This window comes from Agromyces sp. CF514 (assembly GCF_900113185.1).
Lineage (GTDB): Bacteria > Actinomycetota > Actinomycetes > Actinomycetales > Microbacteriaceae > Agromyces.
The window spans coordinates 1,317,022-1,332,232 of record NZ_FOZD01000001.1 but is presented as its reverse complement, the minus strand read 5'-3'; the positions used below and the strand labels follow the sequence as shown (position 1 = coordinate 1,332,232).

Here is a 15,211-nt window from a genome sequence, read left to right as displayed (position 1 = left end):
ATCCTAGAAGGCCTGCGGGCCGACGGCAGCCCCCGAGCCGCCCTGCAGGAAGTCGAGGTCGAGACCCTCGTCGGCCTGCGTGACGTGCTCGATGTAGAGGCGCGTCCAGCCGCGCTCGCTGCCGGGGACCGTGCGAGGGGCCCACCCGGCGCGCCGGGCGTCGAGTTCCTCGTCGGAGACGTGCATGTGCAGCGAACGGTTCGCCACGTCGACCGTGACCGTGTCGCCCGTGCGCACGAACGCGAGCGGGCCTCCCGCCGCGGCCTCGGGCACCACGTGCAGTACGACGGTGCCATAGGAGGTGCCGCTCATCCGGGCGTCGGAGATGCGCACCATGTCGGTCACGCCCGCCTCGAGGATCTTGCGCGGCAGGGCGAGGTTGCCGACCTCGGGCATGCCCGGGTAGCCCTTCGGGCCGACGTTGCGCACGACGAGGATGTCGTCGGGCGTGACGTCGAGATCGGGGTCGTCGGCGTCGCGCAGGTAGTCCTGCAGCGAGTCCCACACGAGCGCGCGACCCGTGTGCTGCATGAGCTTCGGGTCGGCGGCCGACTGCTTGATCACCGCACCGCGCGGCGCGAGGTTGCCGCGCAGCACCGCGATGCCCGAGCCCACGGGCTTGACCGGGTTGTCGAGCGGGCGGATGACCTCGCGGTTGAACACCTCGGCGCCGGCGTAGTTCTCGCCGAGGCTGCCGCCGGTGACCGTGAGCGCGTCGCGGTGCAGCAGGTCGCCCAGCGTCTCGGCGAAGCCCGCGGTGCCGCCCGCGTACTCGAAGTCCTCCATGAGGAACCGGCCGCTCGGCATCAGGTCGGCCAGCACCGGGATGTCGCGCACGAGCGTGTCGAAGTCGTCGAGGGTCAGCTCGACGCCGACGCGGCGCGCCAGCGCGAGCAGGTGGATGACGGCGTTCGTCGATCCGCCGAGCGCCGCGTTCGCACGCACGCCGTTCTCGAAGGCCTCGCGCGTGAGGATCTTGGACGGGCGCAGGTCCTCCTCGACCATCTGCACGATCCGGCGGCCGGCGAGGTGGGCGGCGGTCGCGCGGCGCGAGTCGTTGGCCGGCAGCGACGCCGTGCCCGGCAGCTGCATGCCCATGAGCTCCGACACGCACGCCATGGTCGACGCGGTGCCCATGGTCTGGCAGTGGCCCTGGCTGCGGGCCATGCAGCCCTCGGCCTCGGTGATCGCGGTGTCGTCCATGAGCCCGGCCCGGTACGCCTCGGTGAACTTCCACACCGAGGTGCCCGAGCCGATGTCGGTGCCGCGGTGCTTGCCGTTCAGCATCGGCCCGCCCGTGATGAGCAGCGAGGGCAGGTCGACGGATGCCGCGCCCATCAGGTACGCCGGGGTGGTCTTGTCGCATCCGGCGAGCAGCACGACGCCGTCGAGCGGGTTCGAGCGCAGGGTCTCCTCGAGGTCCATGGCCATGAGGTTGCGCAGCAGCATCGCGGTCGGACGCACGATCGGCTCGCCGGCCGAGGTCGTCGGGAACTCGAACGGCACGCCGCCCGCCTGCCAGATGCCGCGCTTGACGTGCTCGGCGAGCGCGCGCAGGTGGATGTTGCAGCTCGTCAGCTCGCTCCAGGAGTTCGCGATGCCGATGATCGGCCGGCCGCGGAACGAGTCGTCCGGCAGCCCCTCGCTGCGCAGCCACGAGCGGTGCATGAAGCCCGTCTTGCCCTCGGCGCCGAACCACTGCTGGCTGCGCAGGCCTTCGCCCCACTCGTGCGTCGGCACGCCCGTGCGACCCGCGAACGCGGCGTCGTCGGCGAGGCCCGAGCCGGCGTTCGCTCCGGTTGCGGCCTCGCGCTCCTCCTTGCCGAGGTTGCGGGCGCTCATGCGAACCTCGGCAGGTGCTGCGCCTGGGCGGCGATCAGGTCGTCGGCGAGGGCTGCCGCGGCATCCGCGTCGAAGATCGCACCGTCGGCGATCATGGCCTCGACGACGAGTCCGCGGTCGCCCGTGAGCGCCGCCTCGACCGCGAGGTCGACCGAGGTGAGCCGACGCGCGAGGATCGCGGTGAGCGGCTTGCCGAGGTCGGGCACCGAGATCGGGCGGATGCCGCGGGCGGTCGCCACGCCCGGGATCTCGACGGCCGACCAGTCGGGCAGGCCGGGCACCATGCCGTTGTTCACGACGTTGCAGCTGAACATCTCGCGCGAGTCGAACGTGATCGAGCGGATGATGGCGATGAGCTGCTCCTGCTCGCCGCCCGAGCGCTCGAAGATCGACTGGTCGAGCGGCTCCTCGCCGAGCGCCTGGCGCTTCATGCCCTGGTAGCGGTCCTCGCCCCACTGCAGGATCTCGGGCAGGCTGAACGCGTCGATGCCGAGCTTCTTGCCGTAGTAGTCGCCGTTCGCGAACCGCTCCGGGAAGAACTCGACCACGTGCCGGTCGCCCGCGGCCGCGAACGCGCCGTAGCGCTCGAAGAGCTCCCACGCGAACGGGTTGTGCCACGCGGTGGGCGTCTCGTAGAAGATGTTGCCGATGTCGGCGGAGTCGGGCGCCTCGGCGAGCTCGCGGCGCACGCGCTCGCGGATGGCGGGCCAGGCGTCCTGCCCGTCGAGCCGGAAGTCGTAGATGAACGTGAGGTGGTTGATGCCCGCGTAGAGCGTCGACGTGCGCTCGAACGGGGCGTCGATGAGCTGCGCGAGCTCGCGCTGGATGTGGTGCATGCCGTGGCAGAGCCCGACGACGTCGAGGCCGGTCTGCTGGTGGATGGCCTGCACGTTCGCCGTCATCGGGTTGGAGTAGTTGAAGAAGAACGCGTCGGGCGCGAGCTCGGCGATGTCGTGCGCGATCTCGACGAGCACGGGCGTCGTGCGCAGCAGGCGCGAGATGCCGCCGGGCATGATCGAGTCGCCGACGGGCTGGAAGATGCCGTGCTTCTGCACGATCTCGTGGTCGAGCTGCCACGCGGGCCGCCCGCCCACGCCCACGCACGTGACGATGAAGTCGGCACCGGGCAGCACCGCGCGGCGGTCGGTCGAGCGCACGACGCGGATCTGCCCGCCGACGCCGCGTGCGGCGACCATCTGCTCGGCGAGGTCGGCCGCGACGTCGAGCGCGACGGGGTCGACGTCGACGAGCCGGATCTCCCAGCCGCCGAGGTCTTCGGCGCCGATGAGGTCGGCCAGCAGGCCGCGGGTGAACACGGCGGATCCGGCGCCGATGAGGACGAGAACGCGATCGTGGGCCATGGTGCTCCTTTGCGTGGGTTCCAGCGTGCTACGCGGCGAGGCGCGAGCGGTAGACGAAGCGGTTGCGGAGTTCGCCGATGCCCTCGACGCCGGCGGTCACGACCTGGTCGTGCTGCAGGTAGCGGGGCGGGGTGCGGAAGCCGCCGGCACCCGCGGGGGTTCCGGTGAGGATCAGGTCGCCGGGCTCGAGCGTGACGCCGTCGCTGATGAAGGCGAGCAGGGTCGGCACGTCGAAGATCATCTCGGCGGTGTCGTCCTCCTGGAGCAGCTCGCCGTCGACCTCGGCGTAGATGCGGTGGCCGCTGGGGTCGCCGAACTCGTCGGGCGTGACGAGCCACGGGCCGAGCGGCGTGAAGGTGTCGAACGACTTGCCGCGGGTCCACTGCACGTCGCCGAACTGCACGTCGCGGGCCGAAACGTCGTTCGCCACGGTGTAGGCGGCGACGTCGTCGAGGGTCGCGGGCGTGGCGCCGCCGCACCGGCGGCCGATGAGCAGCGTGAGCTCGGCCTCGAAGTCGACGCCCTGCGTGACGTGGTCGGGCACGACGACGTCGTCGGTCGGGCCGGTGATCGAGGTCGTGTACTTGGCGAAGGTCAGGGGCCGCTCGGGCTGCGCGATGCCCGTCTCGGCGGTGTGGTCGACGTAGTTGAGGCCCACGGCGATGATCTTGCCCGCGCCTGCGACCGGAGCGGTGAGCTGCAGGCGGGCCTCGTCGATCTCGGGCCAGGTCGCCGCGACGCCCGTGCGCGCGGACTCGATCGCGGCGAGCGCGTCGTCGGCGTGGTCGATCGGCGCCAGGCGAACGGTCGAGCCGTCCTTCACGACGATGCGGGCGTGGCCGTCGACGACGGTGCGGGCGATTCTCATGGCTCTCCTTCGGGGTGAATCACGAACATACTGTCACAAACAATCAGAAATGAGCAAGAATAAGCACATGCTTGCAAATTCATCTGCGCTGGTGGGCGCCGATCGGCCCACGGCGGGCCCCGTCAGCCTCGCCCAGGGCGTCTACGGCGCCCGTGGAAACCTCGAACTGCTCGCCTGCGACGCCGACGACGGACTCTGGGTGTTCTGGTTCAACGCCGACCTCGACAGCGACCCGCTCGAGACGCCCGACGTGCCGCCGGGCTCGTGGAGCGCCGGCCTGCACTTCGCGGCCGGACACCGCTACGTCGATGCGCTGATCGTGCAGTCCACGCTCGGCCCCGACCACCTCGAGGTGCTCGCGCTCGACGCCGACGGCGTGCTGCAGAGCTGGTACTGGTCGCCCGGCCCGGGCTTCCAACGCCGGGAGACGGATGCCGCGACGCACGTTGTGCGCTTCGCCGCCGTGCACGCGGTCGGCGTGCTGCGTCTCACCGTCGAGGGCGCCGAAGGCGACGCGCACCACCTCGTCTCCACCGCGGCGGGGTACCCCGAGCGGTCGTGGGCGCCGACGGCGACCGGAGCGCCGCTCGCCGACGAGGCATCCGCTCGCGCCTTGATCGAGGCGGCCGGCGCGGCATCCGTCGGCATCGCGCCGGGCACCGCCCGCACCGCAGCCTCGACGCGCGACGGCGGCACGACCGAGCTCACCTGGCGCGACGACGCGGGGCGGATCCGCCACCTGGGCGTGCCGACGCGCGCGTGATGGTGCTCGGGGCCGCCGTCAGGCGACGGCGGCCCCGAGGTCCGTTCCCGCGTGGAACGCGTCAGTTCACGCGGTGGATCATCGTGTTGGCGAACTGGTACCGGTAGCCGGCATCCTTCACCGCGGCGTCGTGGCGCGGGTTCTGCCCGTACGACGAGCCGTGCAGCCAGACGAACGCGGGCGCCTCCTGACCGGTGACGGCCTCGAGCGCGCGCTTGGACTCGACGACCTCGCGTTCGATGTCGGCATCGGACAGCACGGTGTCGAAGCCCTCGTGATGCGCCGTGTGCGGGAACACGACGTGGCGCTTCGAGAGGTCGGCCACCTCGTCCCAGTCCATGGCGATGCGGCCGCCCTTGGTGTCCTCCTCGACGAGCGAGATCCAGTGCGCCCTGGCGAACGCCTCCTGGTGCTCGACGTCGGCGTCGACGAACGACGTCGCGATCGGGAACCAGCCCGTGAGGCCGAGCTCGTCGCAGAGCGGCGCGGCGACGGTGGCCGAGTTGCGGTAGCCCTCGTAGAACACGGGGATCAGCCCGGGCTTGTCCTTGTGCCAGGTGCCGGTCTCGAAGAGCCGGTCGAGGTCGTCGAGCGTGACGGTCGCGTAGTCGCGGGCGAATCCGGCGAGCTCGCGCGCGAGCTCGTCGCGGGCGCCGTTCGGCGTCGAGTGGTAGTTCACGACGCGGATGAAGTGGCCGCGGCGCAGCTGCTCGCGCTGGGCGGTGAACGACGGCTGGGTCATGCGGAGGCCTCCTCGGAGATGGGCGCCGCTCCGGGCGCGAAGTGCGTGTAGGCGACGACCTGCATCGCGGTGATCACGGCGCCCTCGTCCTCGTCGCGCGCGAACGGCACGAGCGCGTCGGTGTAGCGGTCGAAGACGTCGGCGAAGGCGTTGCCCTCGGCGAGCTGCGCGGCATCCGTCGATGCGGGGATCTCGCGGCGCTCGTCGACGAAGCCGAGCACCATGGGGATGCCCTCGCGCTCGAGGCGGCGGTCGTGGCACGCGCGCATGAGGCCGACGATGTCGCCGGCTTCGAGGAGGGCTGCGGCGCTCGGCTCGCCCTCGTGCGAGCTCGGACCGGACACGGTTGCGGACATGGGTGGTTCCTTTCGTGGTGCTGCGCTCAGCGCGTGCGTTCGGGCACGGTCGCCGGCGCGGATGCGGTGGACGTCGCGGACTCCGGCAACGTCGCGGGCGACGAGATGACCTGCAACAGGTGCTCGACGGTCGCGGCGATCGCCTCGCGGGCCTGCTTCAGCGCGGCCCGCGGGTCGGGGCCGCCGCCGAGACGGGCGGTCAGCGCATCGGTGTACGCGGCCGACAGCTGCGTGCCGACGTTGACCTTGCGGATGCCGGCGGCGACCGTCGCGCGGATCGCGTCGTCGGCGACGCCCGACGACCCGTGCAGGACGAGCGGCACGGGTACGGCCGCAGCGATGCGGGCGATGAGCTCGGTGTCGGGCATGGCGGTGCGCGAGGTCATCGCGTGCGAGGTGCCGACGGCCACGGCGAGCCCGTCGACGCCGGTCGCCCGCACGAACTCGGACGCCTCGGCGGGGTCCGTGCGCACGCCGGGTGCGTGGGCGCCGTCCTTGCCGCCGATCTCGCCGAGCTCGGCCTCGATCCAGAGGCCGCGTGCACGGCCGAGCGCCGCGACCCGAGCGGTCTCGGCGACGTTCAGCTCGTACGGCAGGGTCGAGGCGTCGAACATGGCCGAGCCGAAGCCGAGGTCGGCCGACTCCAGCACGAGCGCGGCGTCCTCGCAGTGGTCGAGGTGCAGCCCGACGCCGACGGAGGCGCGCTCGGCGAGCGCCGTGCAGGCGGCCGCGATGGGCGCGAGGCCCCCGTGGAACCGCACGGCGTTGTGGCTGACCGAGAGCAGCACGGGCAGTCCGGCGCGCTCGGCGCCGGCGACGATGCCCTCGGCGTACTCGAGGGTGATGACGTTGAAGGCGGCGACGGCGGGCAGGCTCCCGCCCACCCCCGCCAACAGGCGAGCGGTGTCGGTCAGCATGTCTCGACGGTCACCCCCGCGTCGCGGAGTCGCTGGAGCACTGCGGCATCCGCCCCGTCGTCGACGATCAGGCGCGAGATGCCCGACGTCGGCACGAGCCGCGCGGGCCCGCGCTGCGCGAGCTTCGAGTGGTCGGCGAGCACCGTGAGGCGCATCGCCGAAGACGCCAGCGAGCGGTCGGTCTGCGTCTCGGAGAGGTTCGTTCCGGTGAGTCCCATCTCGGGGTCCACGCCGAACGCGCCCGTGAACGCCTGGTCGATGCCGAACTCGTCGAGACCCGCGATCGTCAGGTGCCCGAGCAGGCTCATCTCCTGCCGGCGCAGCAGGCCGCCGAGCACGATGATGTCGATGTCGGAGTACTGGGAGAGCCGGTTCACGACGGTGAGGCTGTTCGTCAGCACGGTGAGCCCGCGGATGGAGCCCAGGAACGGCAGCATCGCCTCGGTCGTCGTGCCGCCCGTGATGAGCACCGTCGAGTTCGGGCTGATGTGCGCCGCCGCGGCGCGCCCGATGCGTTGCTTCTCTTCGGCGAACGCGACCTCGCGGATCGGCCGCAGGGGCTCGACGTCGTCTTCGACCTGCGCCGCTCCGCCGTGCACGCGCTCGATGAGCCCGCGATCCTGCAGGTCGTTCAGGTCGCGACGCACGGTCGACGTGCTCACGCCGAGCAGGCGCGCCATCTCGGTGACCGAGCCTGCACCGTAGGTGCGGATGTAGTTGAGCAGCTCGCGCTGGCGCTTCGGGCCGAGCAGGGGTTCAGTAACCGGAGACACGATCAACCTCATTCACGATCGACCGGCCCTCAGCCAGTCGGGTCAGGTTCTCGACCACGAGGTCGAGCGTCTGTGCATGATACTGCGGGGCAAGTCCGGCAACGTGCGGCGTGATGAGCGCGCCGGGTTCCGACCACCAGACCGATTCGGCTCCGAGCGGCTCCTCGTCGAACACGTCGAGGGCGACGCCGCCGATGCGGCCGTCGCGCAGCCGCTCGAGCAGGGCCTGCTCGTCGACGATGCCGCCGCGCGCGATGTTCACGACGAGCGCGCCGTCGGGCAGCAGGTCGAGCTGCTCGGCCCCGATCATGCCGCGCGTGAGCTCGGTGAGGGGCACGACGACCACGAGGATGTCGCTTCGACGCATGACCTCCGGCAGGGCCTCCATCGGGAGGATCTCGGCGCGGTCCTCGCCCGGAGCCTGGCGCCCGGTGTCGAACTTCGCGTCGGCGGGCGCCGGAACGCCGGTGCGGCTGAGGCCGAGCACGTGCATGCCGAACGCGGTCGCGAGGCGCGAGATCTCGCGTCCGATGCGGCCGTATCCGATGATGCCGACCGTCGCGCCGGGCAGTTGCCGCGGCGTCAGCGACGAGAGCCGGTCGGCGTTCGTCGGCCAGGTGCGGTCGGCACGATGGCGTTCGATGAGCGGCATCCGATGTGCGAGTTCGAGGATCGACATCATCGCGTACTCGGCCATGGGCACGGGGGCGATGCCGCCGAGCGTGGCGATCGGCACGCCGGTCTGCCAGAGCGTCGTGCGGCGGACGTGGTCGACCCCCGAGGTGTCGAGCTGCACGCACCTGAGCGCGGGCACGGCGGATGCCTCGGGGAACCACTCGCTCGTGTGCAGCAGGTCGACCCGTTCGAGCAGGGCGGGGTCGGGCGTCTCGCCCGCGGCGAGGCGGTGCACCTCGACGTCGGGCAGGCGCTCGGAGAGCTCGGCGAACCAGGAGTCGGGCAGGGGCAGGGTGCTGAGGTACGTGAGGGTCATTTGATTCCCGCCCGGGCGAAGCCCTGGACGAAGTAGCGCTGGAAGAAGAGGAACAGGAGCACCATCGGCAGCACCGAGATGAGGGCGAGCGCCATGATCGAGTTGTAGTCGGGCGCCGTCTGCCCCTTGAGGTAGAGCAGGCCGATCGGCAACGTGAACAGGTCGTTGTCCTTCAGCGCGATGAGCGGCCAGGCGAAGTCGTTCCAGCTGCCCATGAGCGTCAGCAGCGTGAGCACCGCGATGAGCGGCTTGCAGAGCGGCAGCACCACCTGGATGAAGATGCGCAGGTGACCGGCGCCGTCGATCTTCGCGGCCTCGACGATCTCGTCGGGGATGCCGATGAAGAACTGCCGCGCCAGGAAGATGCCGAACGCCGCGGCCGCGCCGGGCAGGATCACGCCCCAGTAGGTGCCGTAGATGCCGATGCCCGAGACGAGCTTGAACTGGGCGACCATGATCGCCTGCACGGGGATCATCATCGTCGCGAGCGCCAGCAGGAACACGACGTTGCTGCCGCGGAACTTGAGCCGCGCGAACGCGTAGCCCGCGAGCAGGTTGACGACCACGGTGAAGGCCGTCACGAAGACGCCGATCACGACGGAGTTGCCGAACCAGGTCGCGACCGGGTACTGGGCGAAGACCTTGTCGAAGTTCTCGAAGGTCCACGTGCTGGGCCAGAAGCGCAGGCCCGGCTCGAACACCTCGCCGCGGGGCGAGAACGCCACGACGACCATCCAGTAGAGCGGGAAGAGCACGATGATCGCGACGAGCGTGGCGATGAGGGTGCGCCACACGATGCCGCGGCGGGCGCCGATGGTGCTGCCCTTGCGTTCGCGCCGACGCTGGAGCCTCGCCGCCTTGCGGTCGCCGAGCATCTCGGCCTCGGAGATCTCGAGCAGTGCTGTGGTCTGGGTCATGGGATGCTCCTACTCGACCAGGTCACGGGTGCGGCTCGTCTTCCACTGGATGAAGGTGAAGATGAGCGTGATGATGAGGATCACGATGCCGATCGCGGCGCCGTAGCCCTGCTCGCGGATCTGGAAGCCGTTGCGGTACGCGTAGGTCACGAGCACCGAGGTCGAGTTGCCCGGCCCGCCGCCCGTCATCACGAAGATGAGGTCGAAGACCTGGAACGACGCGATGACGTTCATGATCAGCAGGAAGAACGACGAGGGCCCGACGAGCGGCACCGTGATCGACCGGAACTGCTGCCAGCGCGAGGCGCCGTCGATGCGGGCGGCCTCGTAGACCTCGGGCGAGATGCCCTGCAGGCCGGCCAGGTAGATGATCATGTTGAAGCCGATGCGCAGCCAGATCGCCACGACGACGACCGAGATCATGGCCGGCACGCCCTGGGACTGCCAGGCGACCGGGCTCAGCCCGACCGCGGCGAGCACCTTGTTGATGAGGCCGTTCGACTCGTAGAACAGGATGACCGCGACCATCGCCGAGGCGACGCCCGAGATGACCATGGGCAGCACGATGGCCGTGCGGAACACGCCGCGGGCCGGCAGCACCGAGTTGAGCAGCACCGCGAGGCCGAGGCCGCCGATCATGACGACCGGCACGGTGAGGATCGTGAACACGATGGTGTTGCCGAAGCTCTGCCAGAACACCGGGTCGGTGACGAGCTTCACGTAGTTGTCGAGCCCGACCCACTCGGGGGTGCCGAAGCCCTTGGTCTCCTGGAACGACAGCTGCACCGCCCAGACGATCGGGAGGAACAGGAACACCGCCATGAGCAGCAGGTTCGGCGTGAGGAACCCCCAGCCGACGAGGGATTCCTTGATGCGGGCGGCGCGGCGCGCCGCCCGCGGGCGGGCGGGCGCCTGGACGCCCTCCCGGCCGCGGGCGGTGGTGGTGGTCATTACTCTGCAGCTTCCTTGATGGCGTCGTTGAGGTTGGACAGCGTGTCCTTCGTCGACTGGCCGCCGATGAAGGCCGCCTCGAGCTGGTCCTGCAGCGCGGTGTTGATCGCGGCCATGGCCGGCGAGGTGAGCTGCTTGACGTCGCTGGGCTCAATGGTCGCAGCCTGGTCGACGAATGCGGGCATCACGTCGGGGCGAACGGCGAAGTCGATCGCGTCGCCACCGAGGTCGGTGCGCGTCGGCAGTTCGTTCGTCGCGGCGCAGAACTCGCTCATCGCATCTGCCGAGACCATGAACTTCAGGAACTCGGCGGCCAGCTCGGGGTTCTTCGTGTCCTTCGTCGCGACGAGGGCGTTGCCGCCGAGGTCGGTCGCTCCGCGCTCGTCCTTCGGCATCGGGATCGCGGTCCACTGGAACTTCGCGAGGCTGTCGACGTCGGGCACGAGGAACGATCCGAGGAACGCCATGGCCGCGGTGCCCTCGGTGAAGAGCGAGTCGGCGTAGGTCGGCGACTTGGTCGACGAGGTCGGCGGCACCCAGTTCTCGGTGAAGAACGACTTGGTGAAGTCGAGGGCCTTCTCGCCGGCGGCCGAGTCGATCTCAGGGGTCTTGCCGTCTTCGCCGAGGAACGCGCCATCGGCCTGGAACAGCCAGCTCAGCCAGCGCGGTGCGCCGCCCAGCTGCCAGTTGTAGACGAAGGGGTACTTGTCGGCGGGGAGCTTCGTGCGGAGGTCGGCTGCGAAGTCGGCGAACTGGTCCCACGTCCACGCGTCGTCCTGCGAGGTGGGCAGGGTCGACACGTCGATGCCCGCCGCGGTCAGCATGTCGGTGTTGACGAGCAGCGCGGAGACATCCGTCTGGTGCGGCACGCCGTAGGGCTTGCCGTCGTACGAGACGGCCTCCCACATCGCGGGGGTGAACTCGGCGACCTCGTCGTCGGTGAACGACGAGCTGAGGTCGAGCAGCTGGTCCTGGCTGGAGTAGACGCCGAGGTTGCCGTAGTCGACTCGGAAGATGTCGGGCGCGTCGCCCGACGAGAGCTGAGCGTCGATGTTCGAGAACATCTGGTCGTACGGCACCACGTTGAGCTTGACCTTCGTGCCCTCGTGCTGGGCCTCGAACTGGCCGATGAGGTCCTTGAACGCGATCTCCTCGGCTTCGCTCCCCCATGTCGTGAAGGTGAGGTCGCCCGATGCGGAGTCGCCCTCGTCACTGCCCCCGCCGCCGAACCCGGCGCACCCGGCGAGTGCCACGGTGCTGGCCATCGCGATGGCGACGGTGGCGAGCATCTTCCTACTGAGTTTCACGCTGCGATCTCCTCTTGTGATCGGAACGGCGAGTCGCGGTGCTGCGCTGCGCCACTTGGATTCAGGTAGTTTGCAACATCCATCCCAATTCGTCAAGAACTTCCATAATCTGCTCATTTCTGATTGAATCTGCGTATATCACCGCCATCAGCGGTGCTGACATCAAGGAACTCGCAATGAATGACCGTGTTGACGGCCCGGGTGAGATCACCCGTGCCGAGCTGACCAGCCAGCCCGACATCTGGGCCCAGGCCCTCGACCTCCCCGCCGAGCAGCTCGCACTGCTGCCCGCGGCCGGCGAGAAGGTGCTCGTCGTCGGATGCGGCACCTCGTACTACGTGGGCGACGCCTACGCGTACCTCCGCAACGATGCGGGCCTCGGCCGGACGCGCGCCGCGATCCCCAGCGAGATGACCTGGGTCGACGACGACGAGCACATCGTCGTCATCTCGCGCTCGGGCACCACCGCCGACGTCGTCGAGGTCGTCGAGCGCTTCCGCGACACGCACCGCATCACCGCGCTGCTCGGCGACACCGACACCCCGCTCGGCCGCCTCTGCGCCGACCGCACCGTGCACCTCGGCTTCGCCGACGAGCAGTCGATCGTGCAGACCCGCTTCGCCACCACCGGCCTCACTGTGCTGCGCTCCTCGATCGGCGCCGCACCCGAGACGCTCGTGGCCGACGGCCGTGCAGCGCTCGCGCTCGACCTCCCGGCCGACCCCGCCACGCTGCGGCACGTCGTGTTCCTCGGCCACCGCTGGGGCGTCGGCGTCGCCTACGAGGCCGCCCTCAAGGTGCGCGAGTCCGCCGGCTTCTGGACCGAGTCGTACCCCGTCTGGGAGTACCAGCACGGCCCGATCTCGTGCGCCGGCGAGCACTCGCTCGTCTGGTTCCTCGACGACGTGCCCGAGTCGGTCGTCGCCGACGTTCGCGCCACCGGCGCCGCCGTGTACTCGAACGACCTCGACCCGCAGGCCAACCTCGTGCTCGTGCACCGCCTCGCGCTCGCGCTGGCCCTCGAAGCCGGGCGCAACCCCGACACCCCGCCGTTCCTGAACCGGTCCGTGCTGGCCACGAGCTGATGCCGCTCGTCACCGTCACGGCTCCGCCGCACCCCGAGAGCCAGCACCTGCTAGGCGCGGTGGCGGATGCCGTGGCGCAGGCGCTCGCGCTCGGCGACGGCGACGTGCTCGCGGCGTTCGTCGCGGCATCCGCCGTCGTCGCGAGCGGAGCGCCGTCGCACGGATCGGCACCGGACGCCGCGCCGACCAGCGCCTGGCCGATCGTCTCGATCCACGGCGGCGACCGCGGCGTCGAAGCGGTCGACGCCGCCTGCGCCGCGGCCGAGTCGGCTGTACGAGACTGGGGTCACCGCAACGCCATCGAATTCGAAGGAGTCTGGACCGAATGGCTCACGCCTCGTCCCCCTCGCTGACCCCGCTGCTCGTGGTCGGCGAGCTCTGCGTCGACCTCATCATCGAGCTCGACGGCGACCTGCGCTTCGGCCAGCACGAGCAGCTCGTGCCGTCGACGACGCTCACCATGGGCAGCTCCTCGGCGATCACCGCGTGCGGCGCCGCCGCCCTCGGCGTGCCGACCAGCCTGCTCAGCGTGCGCGGCGACGACACCTTCGGCAGCTTCCTCGACGCCGAGCTCGCGCGTCGCGGCGTGGGCACCGAGCTCGTGCGCATCGACGCCGAGCTGCCGACCGGGGCCTCCACGCACCTGACGAGGCCCGGCGGCGACCGGGCGATCCTGACCTCGATGGGGTCGATCGGTCGCATCGCGGCATCCGAGGTTCCGGATGCCGTGCTCAGCCGTTTCGGGCACCTGCACGTCGGCTCGTACTTCCTGCAGGAAGACCTCTGGGCGGATGCCGCCGGGCTGTTCGCCCGTGCTCGCGCGCTCGGGCTGACGACCTCGCTCGACGGCAACTTCGATCCGACCGAGCAGTGGGATCGCGGCGTGCTCGGCGTGCTCGCGTCGGTCGACGTGTTCTTCGGCAACGAGCAGGAGATCTGCGGCATCACGCGCATTCACGACCTCGACGCCGCGGTCGAAGCGCTGCTCGACGTCATGCCCGAGGGCGCGGTCGTCGTCTGCAAGCTCGGCGCCGAGGGTGCGGTCGCCGCACGCCTCTCAGGTGGCCAGACGCAGCGCACCCGCGCGGCGACGCCGACGGTCGAGGGCGAGCTCGTCGACACGGTCGGCGCGGGCGACACCCTCGCGGCCGGCTTCCTCGCCGCACGGCTCTCGGATGCCGGCATCGCCGACGCCCTGGCCCTCGCGGTCGCGTGCGGCACGGCGTCGACGCGCGGCGCCGGAGGCGTGGGCGCGCAGCCCGGCCTCGCGGCTGCGACGGCGCTGGCCGCCACGGTCGAGGTCACGGGAGAGGTCACGGCCGAGGTCGGAGACGCGGCGACCGTTCCGTCGCGCGACTCGCGCGACACCTCGCCCTGAGCCTGCCCACCGGCTGAGCTCCGCCGGACGGCGAGGCCGTCCGTCCGTTCAGCGGCCGTCCGCTCAGCGGGCGGCGGTCAGCGGTCGTCCGCTCAGCGGGCGGCGGTCACGCCGGCGGCGAGGGCGGTGCGAGCGCGGGTGAGCCGCTGGCGAACGGCCGCGTCGGTCAAGCCGAGCTGCTCGGCGATGCCCCGGGTCGAGAGGTCGCGCCCGTAACGCAGTTCGACCACTTCGCGCAGCGCGTCGGGCAGCGATTGCACGGCCCTCGCCGTCACGAGCACGCGGTCGCGCTGCTCCCACTCGGCCTCCGCACTGCGGGAGACGAGCCCGAGCGCCGCACCGAGCCCACCGTCGCGATCGTCGTTCACGGCGTCGAGGCCGATGTCGATGCCTCCGACGAACGCACGTTCACGGTCTCGGCGCCGATACTCGTCGGCGACGACACGGCGGGCGATGGTGTCGACCCACGCGCAGATCACGGGCTCCTCGGCCGATCGCACCTCGGCGACGTGCTCGAGCGCTGCCGTCGCCACCGATTGGGCGGCGTCCTCGGCGTCGTGGTGACGCAGTCCGAGGCTGACGGCACGGCGCCGCAGTCGATGCGGCTGCTCCTCGAACATCGCGCGCAGCGTCTCTGCGGGATCGCTGCGCTCCGGGTTCGCGTCGGCGGTCATGGGTGCTCCGCTCGGGTCGTCGGGTTCGACTTCGGGATGCGGTCGAACGGGTTCCGGAGAATCGTGTCACATTTCGGGGTTTGCTCCGTCACCCCTCTCGGAGGCCCCGTGTCGTTCGCGATCCGAGGCGGCCGTCGGCCGGTGCAACGCTGGATGGATCTGGGGGGATCGAGCGCGCCACCGGCCGGCGGCGCTGGGTCCGAGCCGCGGCACCCCGGCCTGGAACGGATGTCGCGTGTTGCCGAAACGGCACGCGCGCGTGCGCTCGGGGCAGCGGGTTCCTACG

The 15,211-nt window shown here is 70.7% G+C and carries 16 protein-coding genes; 4 read left to right on the top strand and 12 right to left on the bottom strand.

Annotated elements, in window-relative coordinates; genetic code table 11:
• Positions 1 to 3: 3 nt before the first annotated feature.
• Genes BM342_RS05885 through BM342_RS05875 form a run of 3 tightly spaced genes read right to left on the bottom strand, consistent with a single transcriptional unit; the run spans position 4 to position 4,071 of the window.
• Positions 4 to 1,842 (bottom strand): IlvD/Edd family dehydratase, encoded by a 1,839-nt coding sequence (locus tag BM342_RS05885; protein ID WP_092964508.1) that lies wholly within the window; start codon positions 1,840 to 1,842, stop codon positions 4 to 6.
• Positions 1,839 to 3,203, bottom strand: coding sequence for a family 4 glycosyl hydrolase (locus BM342_RS05880; RefSeq protein WP_092964507.1), 1,365 nt, complete (start codon positions 3,201 to 3,203; stop codon positions 1,839 to 1,841). Before BM342_RS05880 ends, BM342_RS05885 begins: the two co-directional genes overlap by 4 nt.
• Positions 3,204 to 3,231: 28 nt before the next feature.
• Positions 3,232 to 4,071 (bottom strand): fumarylacetoacetate hydrolase family protein, encoded by an 840-nt coding sequence (locus BM342_RS05875; RefSeq protein WP_092964506.1) that lies wholly within the window; start codon positions 4,069 to 4,071, stop codon positions 3,232 to 3,234.
• 67 nt (positions 4,072 to 4,138) lie between these two features.
• Between BM342_RS05875 and BM342_RS05870 the strand changes: the two genes are divergently transcribed.
• A complete protein-coding gene (locus BM342_RS05870; RefSeq protein ID WP_143109767.1) occupies positions 4,139 to 4,834 on the top strand; it encodes a hypothetical protein in 696 nt (231 codons plus the stop codon).
• Positions 4,835 to 4,895: 61 nt separating this feature from the next.
• Here the strand turns inward: BM342_RS05870 and BM342_RS05865 are convergent, their stop codons facing one another.
• Genes BM342_RS05865 through BM342_RS05830 form a run of 8 tightly spaced genes read right to left on the bottom strand, consistent with a single transcriptional unit; the run spans position 4,896 to position 11,788 of the window.
• Positions 4,896 to 5,576: a polysaccharide deacetylase family protein gene (locus BM342_RS05865; RefSeq protein WP_092964504.1), complete on the bottom strand. Its 681-nt coding sequence runs from the start codon at positions 5,574 to 5,576 to the stop codon at positions 4,896 to 4,898.
• Entirely contained in the window at positions 5,573 to 5,932 is a 360-nt protein-coding gene (locus BM342_RS19800; protein WP_092964503.1) for a hypothetical protein, read from the bottom strand. Before BM342_RS19800 ends, BM342_RS05865 begins: the two co-directional genes overlap by 4 nt.
• A 26-nt stretch (positions 5,933 to 5,958) precedes the next feature.
• Positions 5,959 to 6,849: a class II fructose-bisphosphate aldolase gene (locus BM342_RS05855; protein WP_092964502.1), complete on the bottom strand. Its 891-nt coding sequence runs from the start codon at positions 6,847 to 6,849 to the stop codon at positions 5,959 to 5,961.
• Positions 6,843 to 7,622, bottom strand: coding sequence for a DeoR/GlpR family DNA-binding transcription regulator (locus BM342_RS05850; RefSeq protein WP_177232071.1), 780 nt, complete (start codon positions 7,620 to 7,622; stop codon positions 6,843 to 6,845). The genes BM342_RS05855 and BM342_RS05850 overlap by 7 nt, the downstream gene beginning before the upstream one ends.
• Entirely contained in the window at positions 7,606 to 8,613 is a 1,008-nt protein-coding gene (locus tag BM342_RS05845; protein WP_092964500.1) for a D-2-hydroxyacid dehydrogenase, read from the bottom strand. Before BM342_RS05845 ends, BM342_RS05850 begins: the two co-directional genes overlap by 17 nt.
• The gene (locus BM342_RS05840; RefSeq protein ID WP_255368556.1) at positions 8,610 to 9,530 is read right to left on the bottom strand and encodes a carbohydrate ABC transporter permease; all 921 of its coding nucleotides are present in this window, start codon (positions 9,528 to 9,530) and stop codon (positions 8,610 to 8,612) included. Before BM342_RS05840 ends, BM342_RS05845 begins: the two co-directional genes overlap by 4 nt.
• Positions 9,531 to 9,539: 9 nt before the next feature.
• Positions 9,540 to 10,481: a carbohydrate ABC transporter permease gene (locus BM342_RS05835; protein ID WP_092964499.1), complete on the bottom strand. Its 942-nt coding sequence runs from the start codon at positions 10,479 to 10,481 to the stop codon at positions 9,540 to 9,542.
• The gene (locus tag BM342_RS05830; protein ID WP_177232070.1) at positions 10,481 to 11,788 is read right to left on the bottom strand and encodes an ABC transporter substrate-binding protein; all 1,308 of its coding nucleotides are present in this window, start codon (positions 11,786 to 11,788) and stop codon (positions 10,481 to 10,483) included. The genes BM342_RS05835 and BM342_RS05830 overlap by 1 nt, the downstream gene beginning before the upstream one ends.
• Positions 11,789 to 11,964: 176 nt before the next feature.
• On the opposite strand from BM342_RS05830, the gene BM342_RS05825 reads away from it, so the two are divergent.
• Genes BM342_RS05825 through BM342_RS05815 form a run of 3 tightly spaced genes read left to right on the top strand, consistent with a single transcriptional unit; the run spans position 11,965 to position 14,251 of the window.
• Positions 11,965 to 12,873, top strand: a complete 909-nt coding sequence (locus BM342_RS05825; protein WP_092964497.1) for an SIS domain-containing protein — start codon at positions 11,965 to 11,967, stop codon at positions 12,871 to 12,873.
• On the top strand, positions 12,873 to 13,226 hold the full coding sequence (locus BM342_RS05820; protein ID WP_092964496.1) for a hypothetical protein: 354 nt from the start codon (positions 12,873 to 12,875) through the stop codon (positions 13,224 to 13,226). The genes BM342_RS05825 and BM342_RS05820 overlap by 1 nt, the downstream gene beginning before the upstream one ends.
• Positions 13,199 to 14,251 carry a carbohydrate kinase family protein gene (locus tag BM342_RS05815; protein ID WP_092964495.1) on the top strand — a complete coding sequence of 351 codons (1,053 nt, stop codon included), beginning with the start codon at positions 13,199 to 13,201 and terminating at the stop codon, positions 14,249 to 14,251. The genes BM342_RS05820 and BM342_RS05815 overlap by 28 nt, the downstream gene beginning before the upstream one ends.
• Positions 14,252 to 14,343: 92 nt before the next feature.
• Here BM342_RS05815 and BM342_RS05810 read toward each other — a convergent pair whose 3' ends face one another.
• Positions 14,344 to 14,925 (bottom strand): RNA polymerase sigma factor, encoded by a 582-nt coding sequence (locus tag BM342_RS05810; protein ID WP_092964494.1) that lies wholly within the window; start codon positions 14,923 to 14,925, stop codon positions 14,344 to 14,346.
• Positions 14,926 to 15,211 lie beyond the last annotated feature (286 nt).

What these genes read in the sequence shown, in the direction of transcription:
- BM342_RS05885 (WP_092964508.1), bottom strand. Translation starts at nt 1,842, where the DNA reads ATGAGCGCCCGCAACCTCGGCAAGGAGGAGCGCGAGGCCGCAACCGGA.
- BM342_RS05855 (WP_092964502.1), bottom strand. Translation starts at nt 6,849, where the DNA reads ATGCTGACCGACACCGCTCGCCTGTTGGCGGGGGTGGGCGGGAGCCTG.
- BM342_RS05870 (WP_143109767.1), top strand. Translation starts at nt 4,139, where the DNA reads ATGCTTGCAAATTCATCTGCGCTGGTGGGCGCCGATCGGCCCACGGCG.
- BM342_RS05845 (WP_092964500.1), bottom strand. Translation starts at nt 8,613, where the DNA reads ATGACCCTCACGTACCTCAGCACCCTGCCCCTGCCCGACTCCTGGTTC.
- BM342_RS05875 (WP_092964506.1), bottom strand. Translation starts at nt 4,071, where the DNA reads ATGAGAATCGCCCGCACCGTCGTCGACGGCCACGCCCGCATCGTCGTG.
- BM342_RS05865 (WP_092964504.1), bottom strand. Translation starts at nt 5,576, where the DNA reads ATGACCCAGCCGTCGTTCACCGCCCAGCGCGAGCAGCTGCGCCGCGGC.
- BM342_RS05840 (WP_255368556.1), bottom strand. Translation starts at nt 9,530, where the DNA reads ATGACCCAGACCACAGCACTGCTCGAGATCTCCGAGGCCGAGATGCTC.
- BM342_RS05835 (WP_092964499.1), bottom strand. Translation starts at nt 10,481, where the DNA reads ATGACCACCACCACCGCCCGCGGCCGGGAGGGCGTCCAGGCGCCCGCC.
- BM342_RS05880 (WP_092964507.1), bottom strand. Translation starts at nt 3,203, where the DNA reads ATGGCCCACGATCGCGTTCTCGTCCTCATCGGCGCCGGATCCGCCGTG.
- BM342_RS05815 (WP_092964495.1), top strand. Translation starts at nt 13,199, where the DNA reads ATGGCTCACGCCTCGTCCCCCTCGCTGACCCCGCTGCTCGTGGTCGGC.
- BM342_RS05820 (WP_092964496.1), top strand. Translation starts at nt 12,873, where the DNA reads ATGCCGCTCGTCACCGTCACGGCTCCGCCGCACCCCGAGAGCCAGCAC.
- BM342_RS05810 (WP_092964494.1), bottom strand. Translation starts at nt 14,925, where the DNA reads ATGACCGCCGACGCGAACCCGGAGCGCAGCGATCCCGCAGAGACGCTG.
- BM342_RS05825 (WP_092964497.1), top strand. Translation starts at nt 11,965, where the DNA reads ATGAATGACCGTGTTGACGGCCCGGGTGAGATCACCCGTGCCGAGCTG.
- BM342_RS19800 (WP_092964503.1), bottom strand. Translation starts at nt 5,932, where the DNA reads ATGTCCGCAACCGTGTCCGGTCCGAGCTCGCACGAGGGCGAGCCGAGC.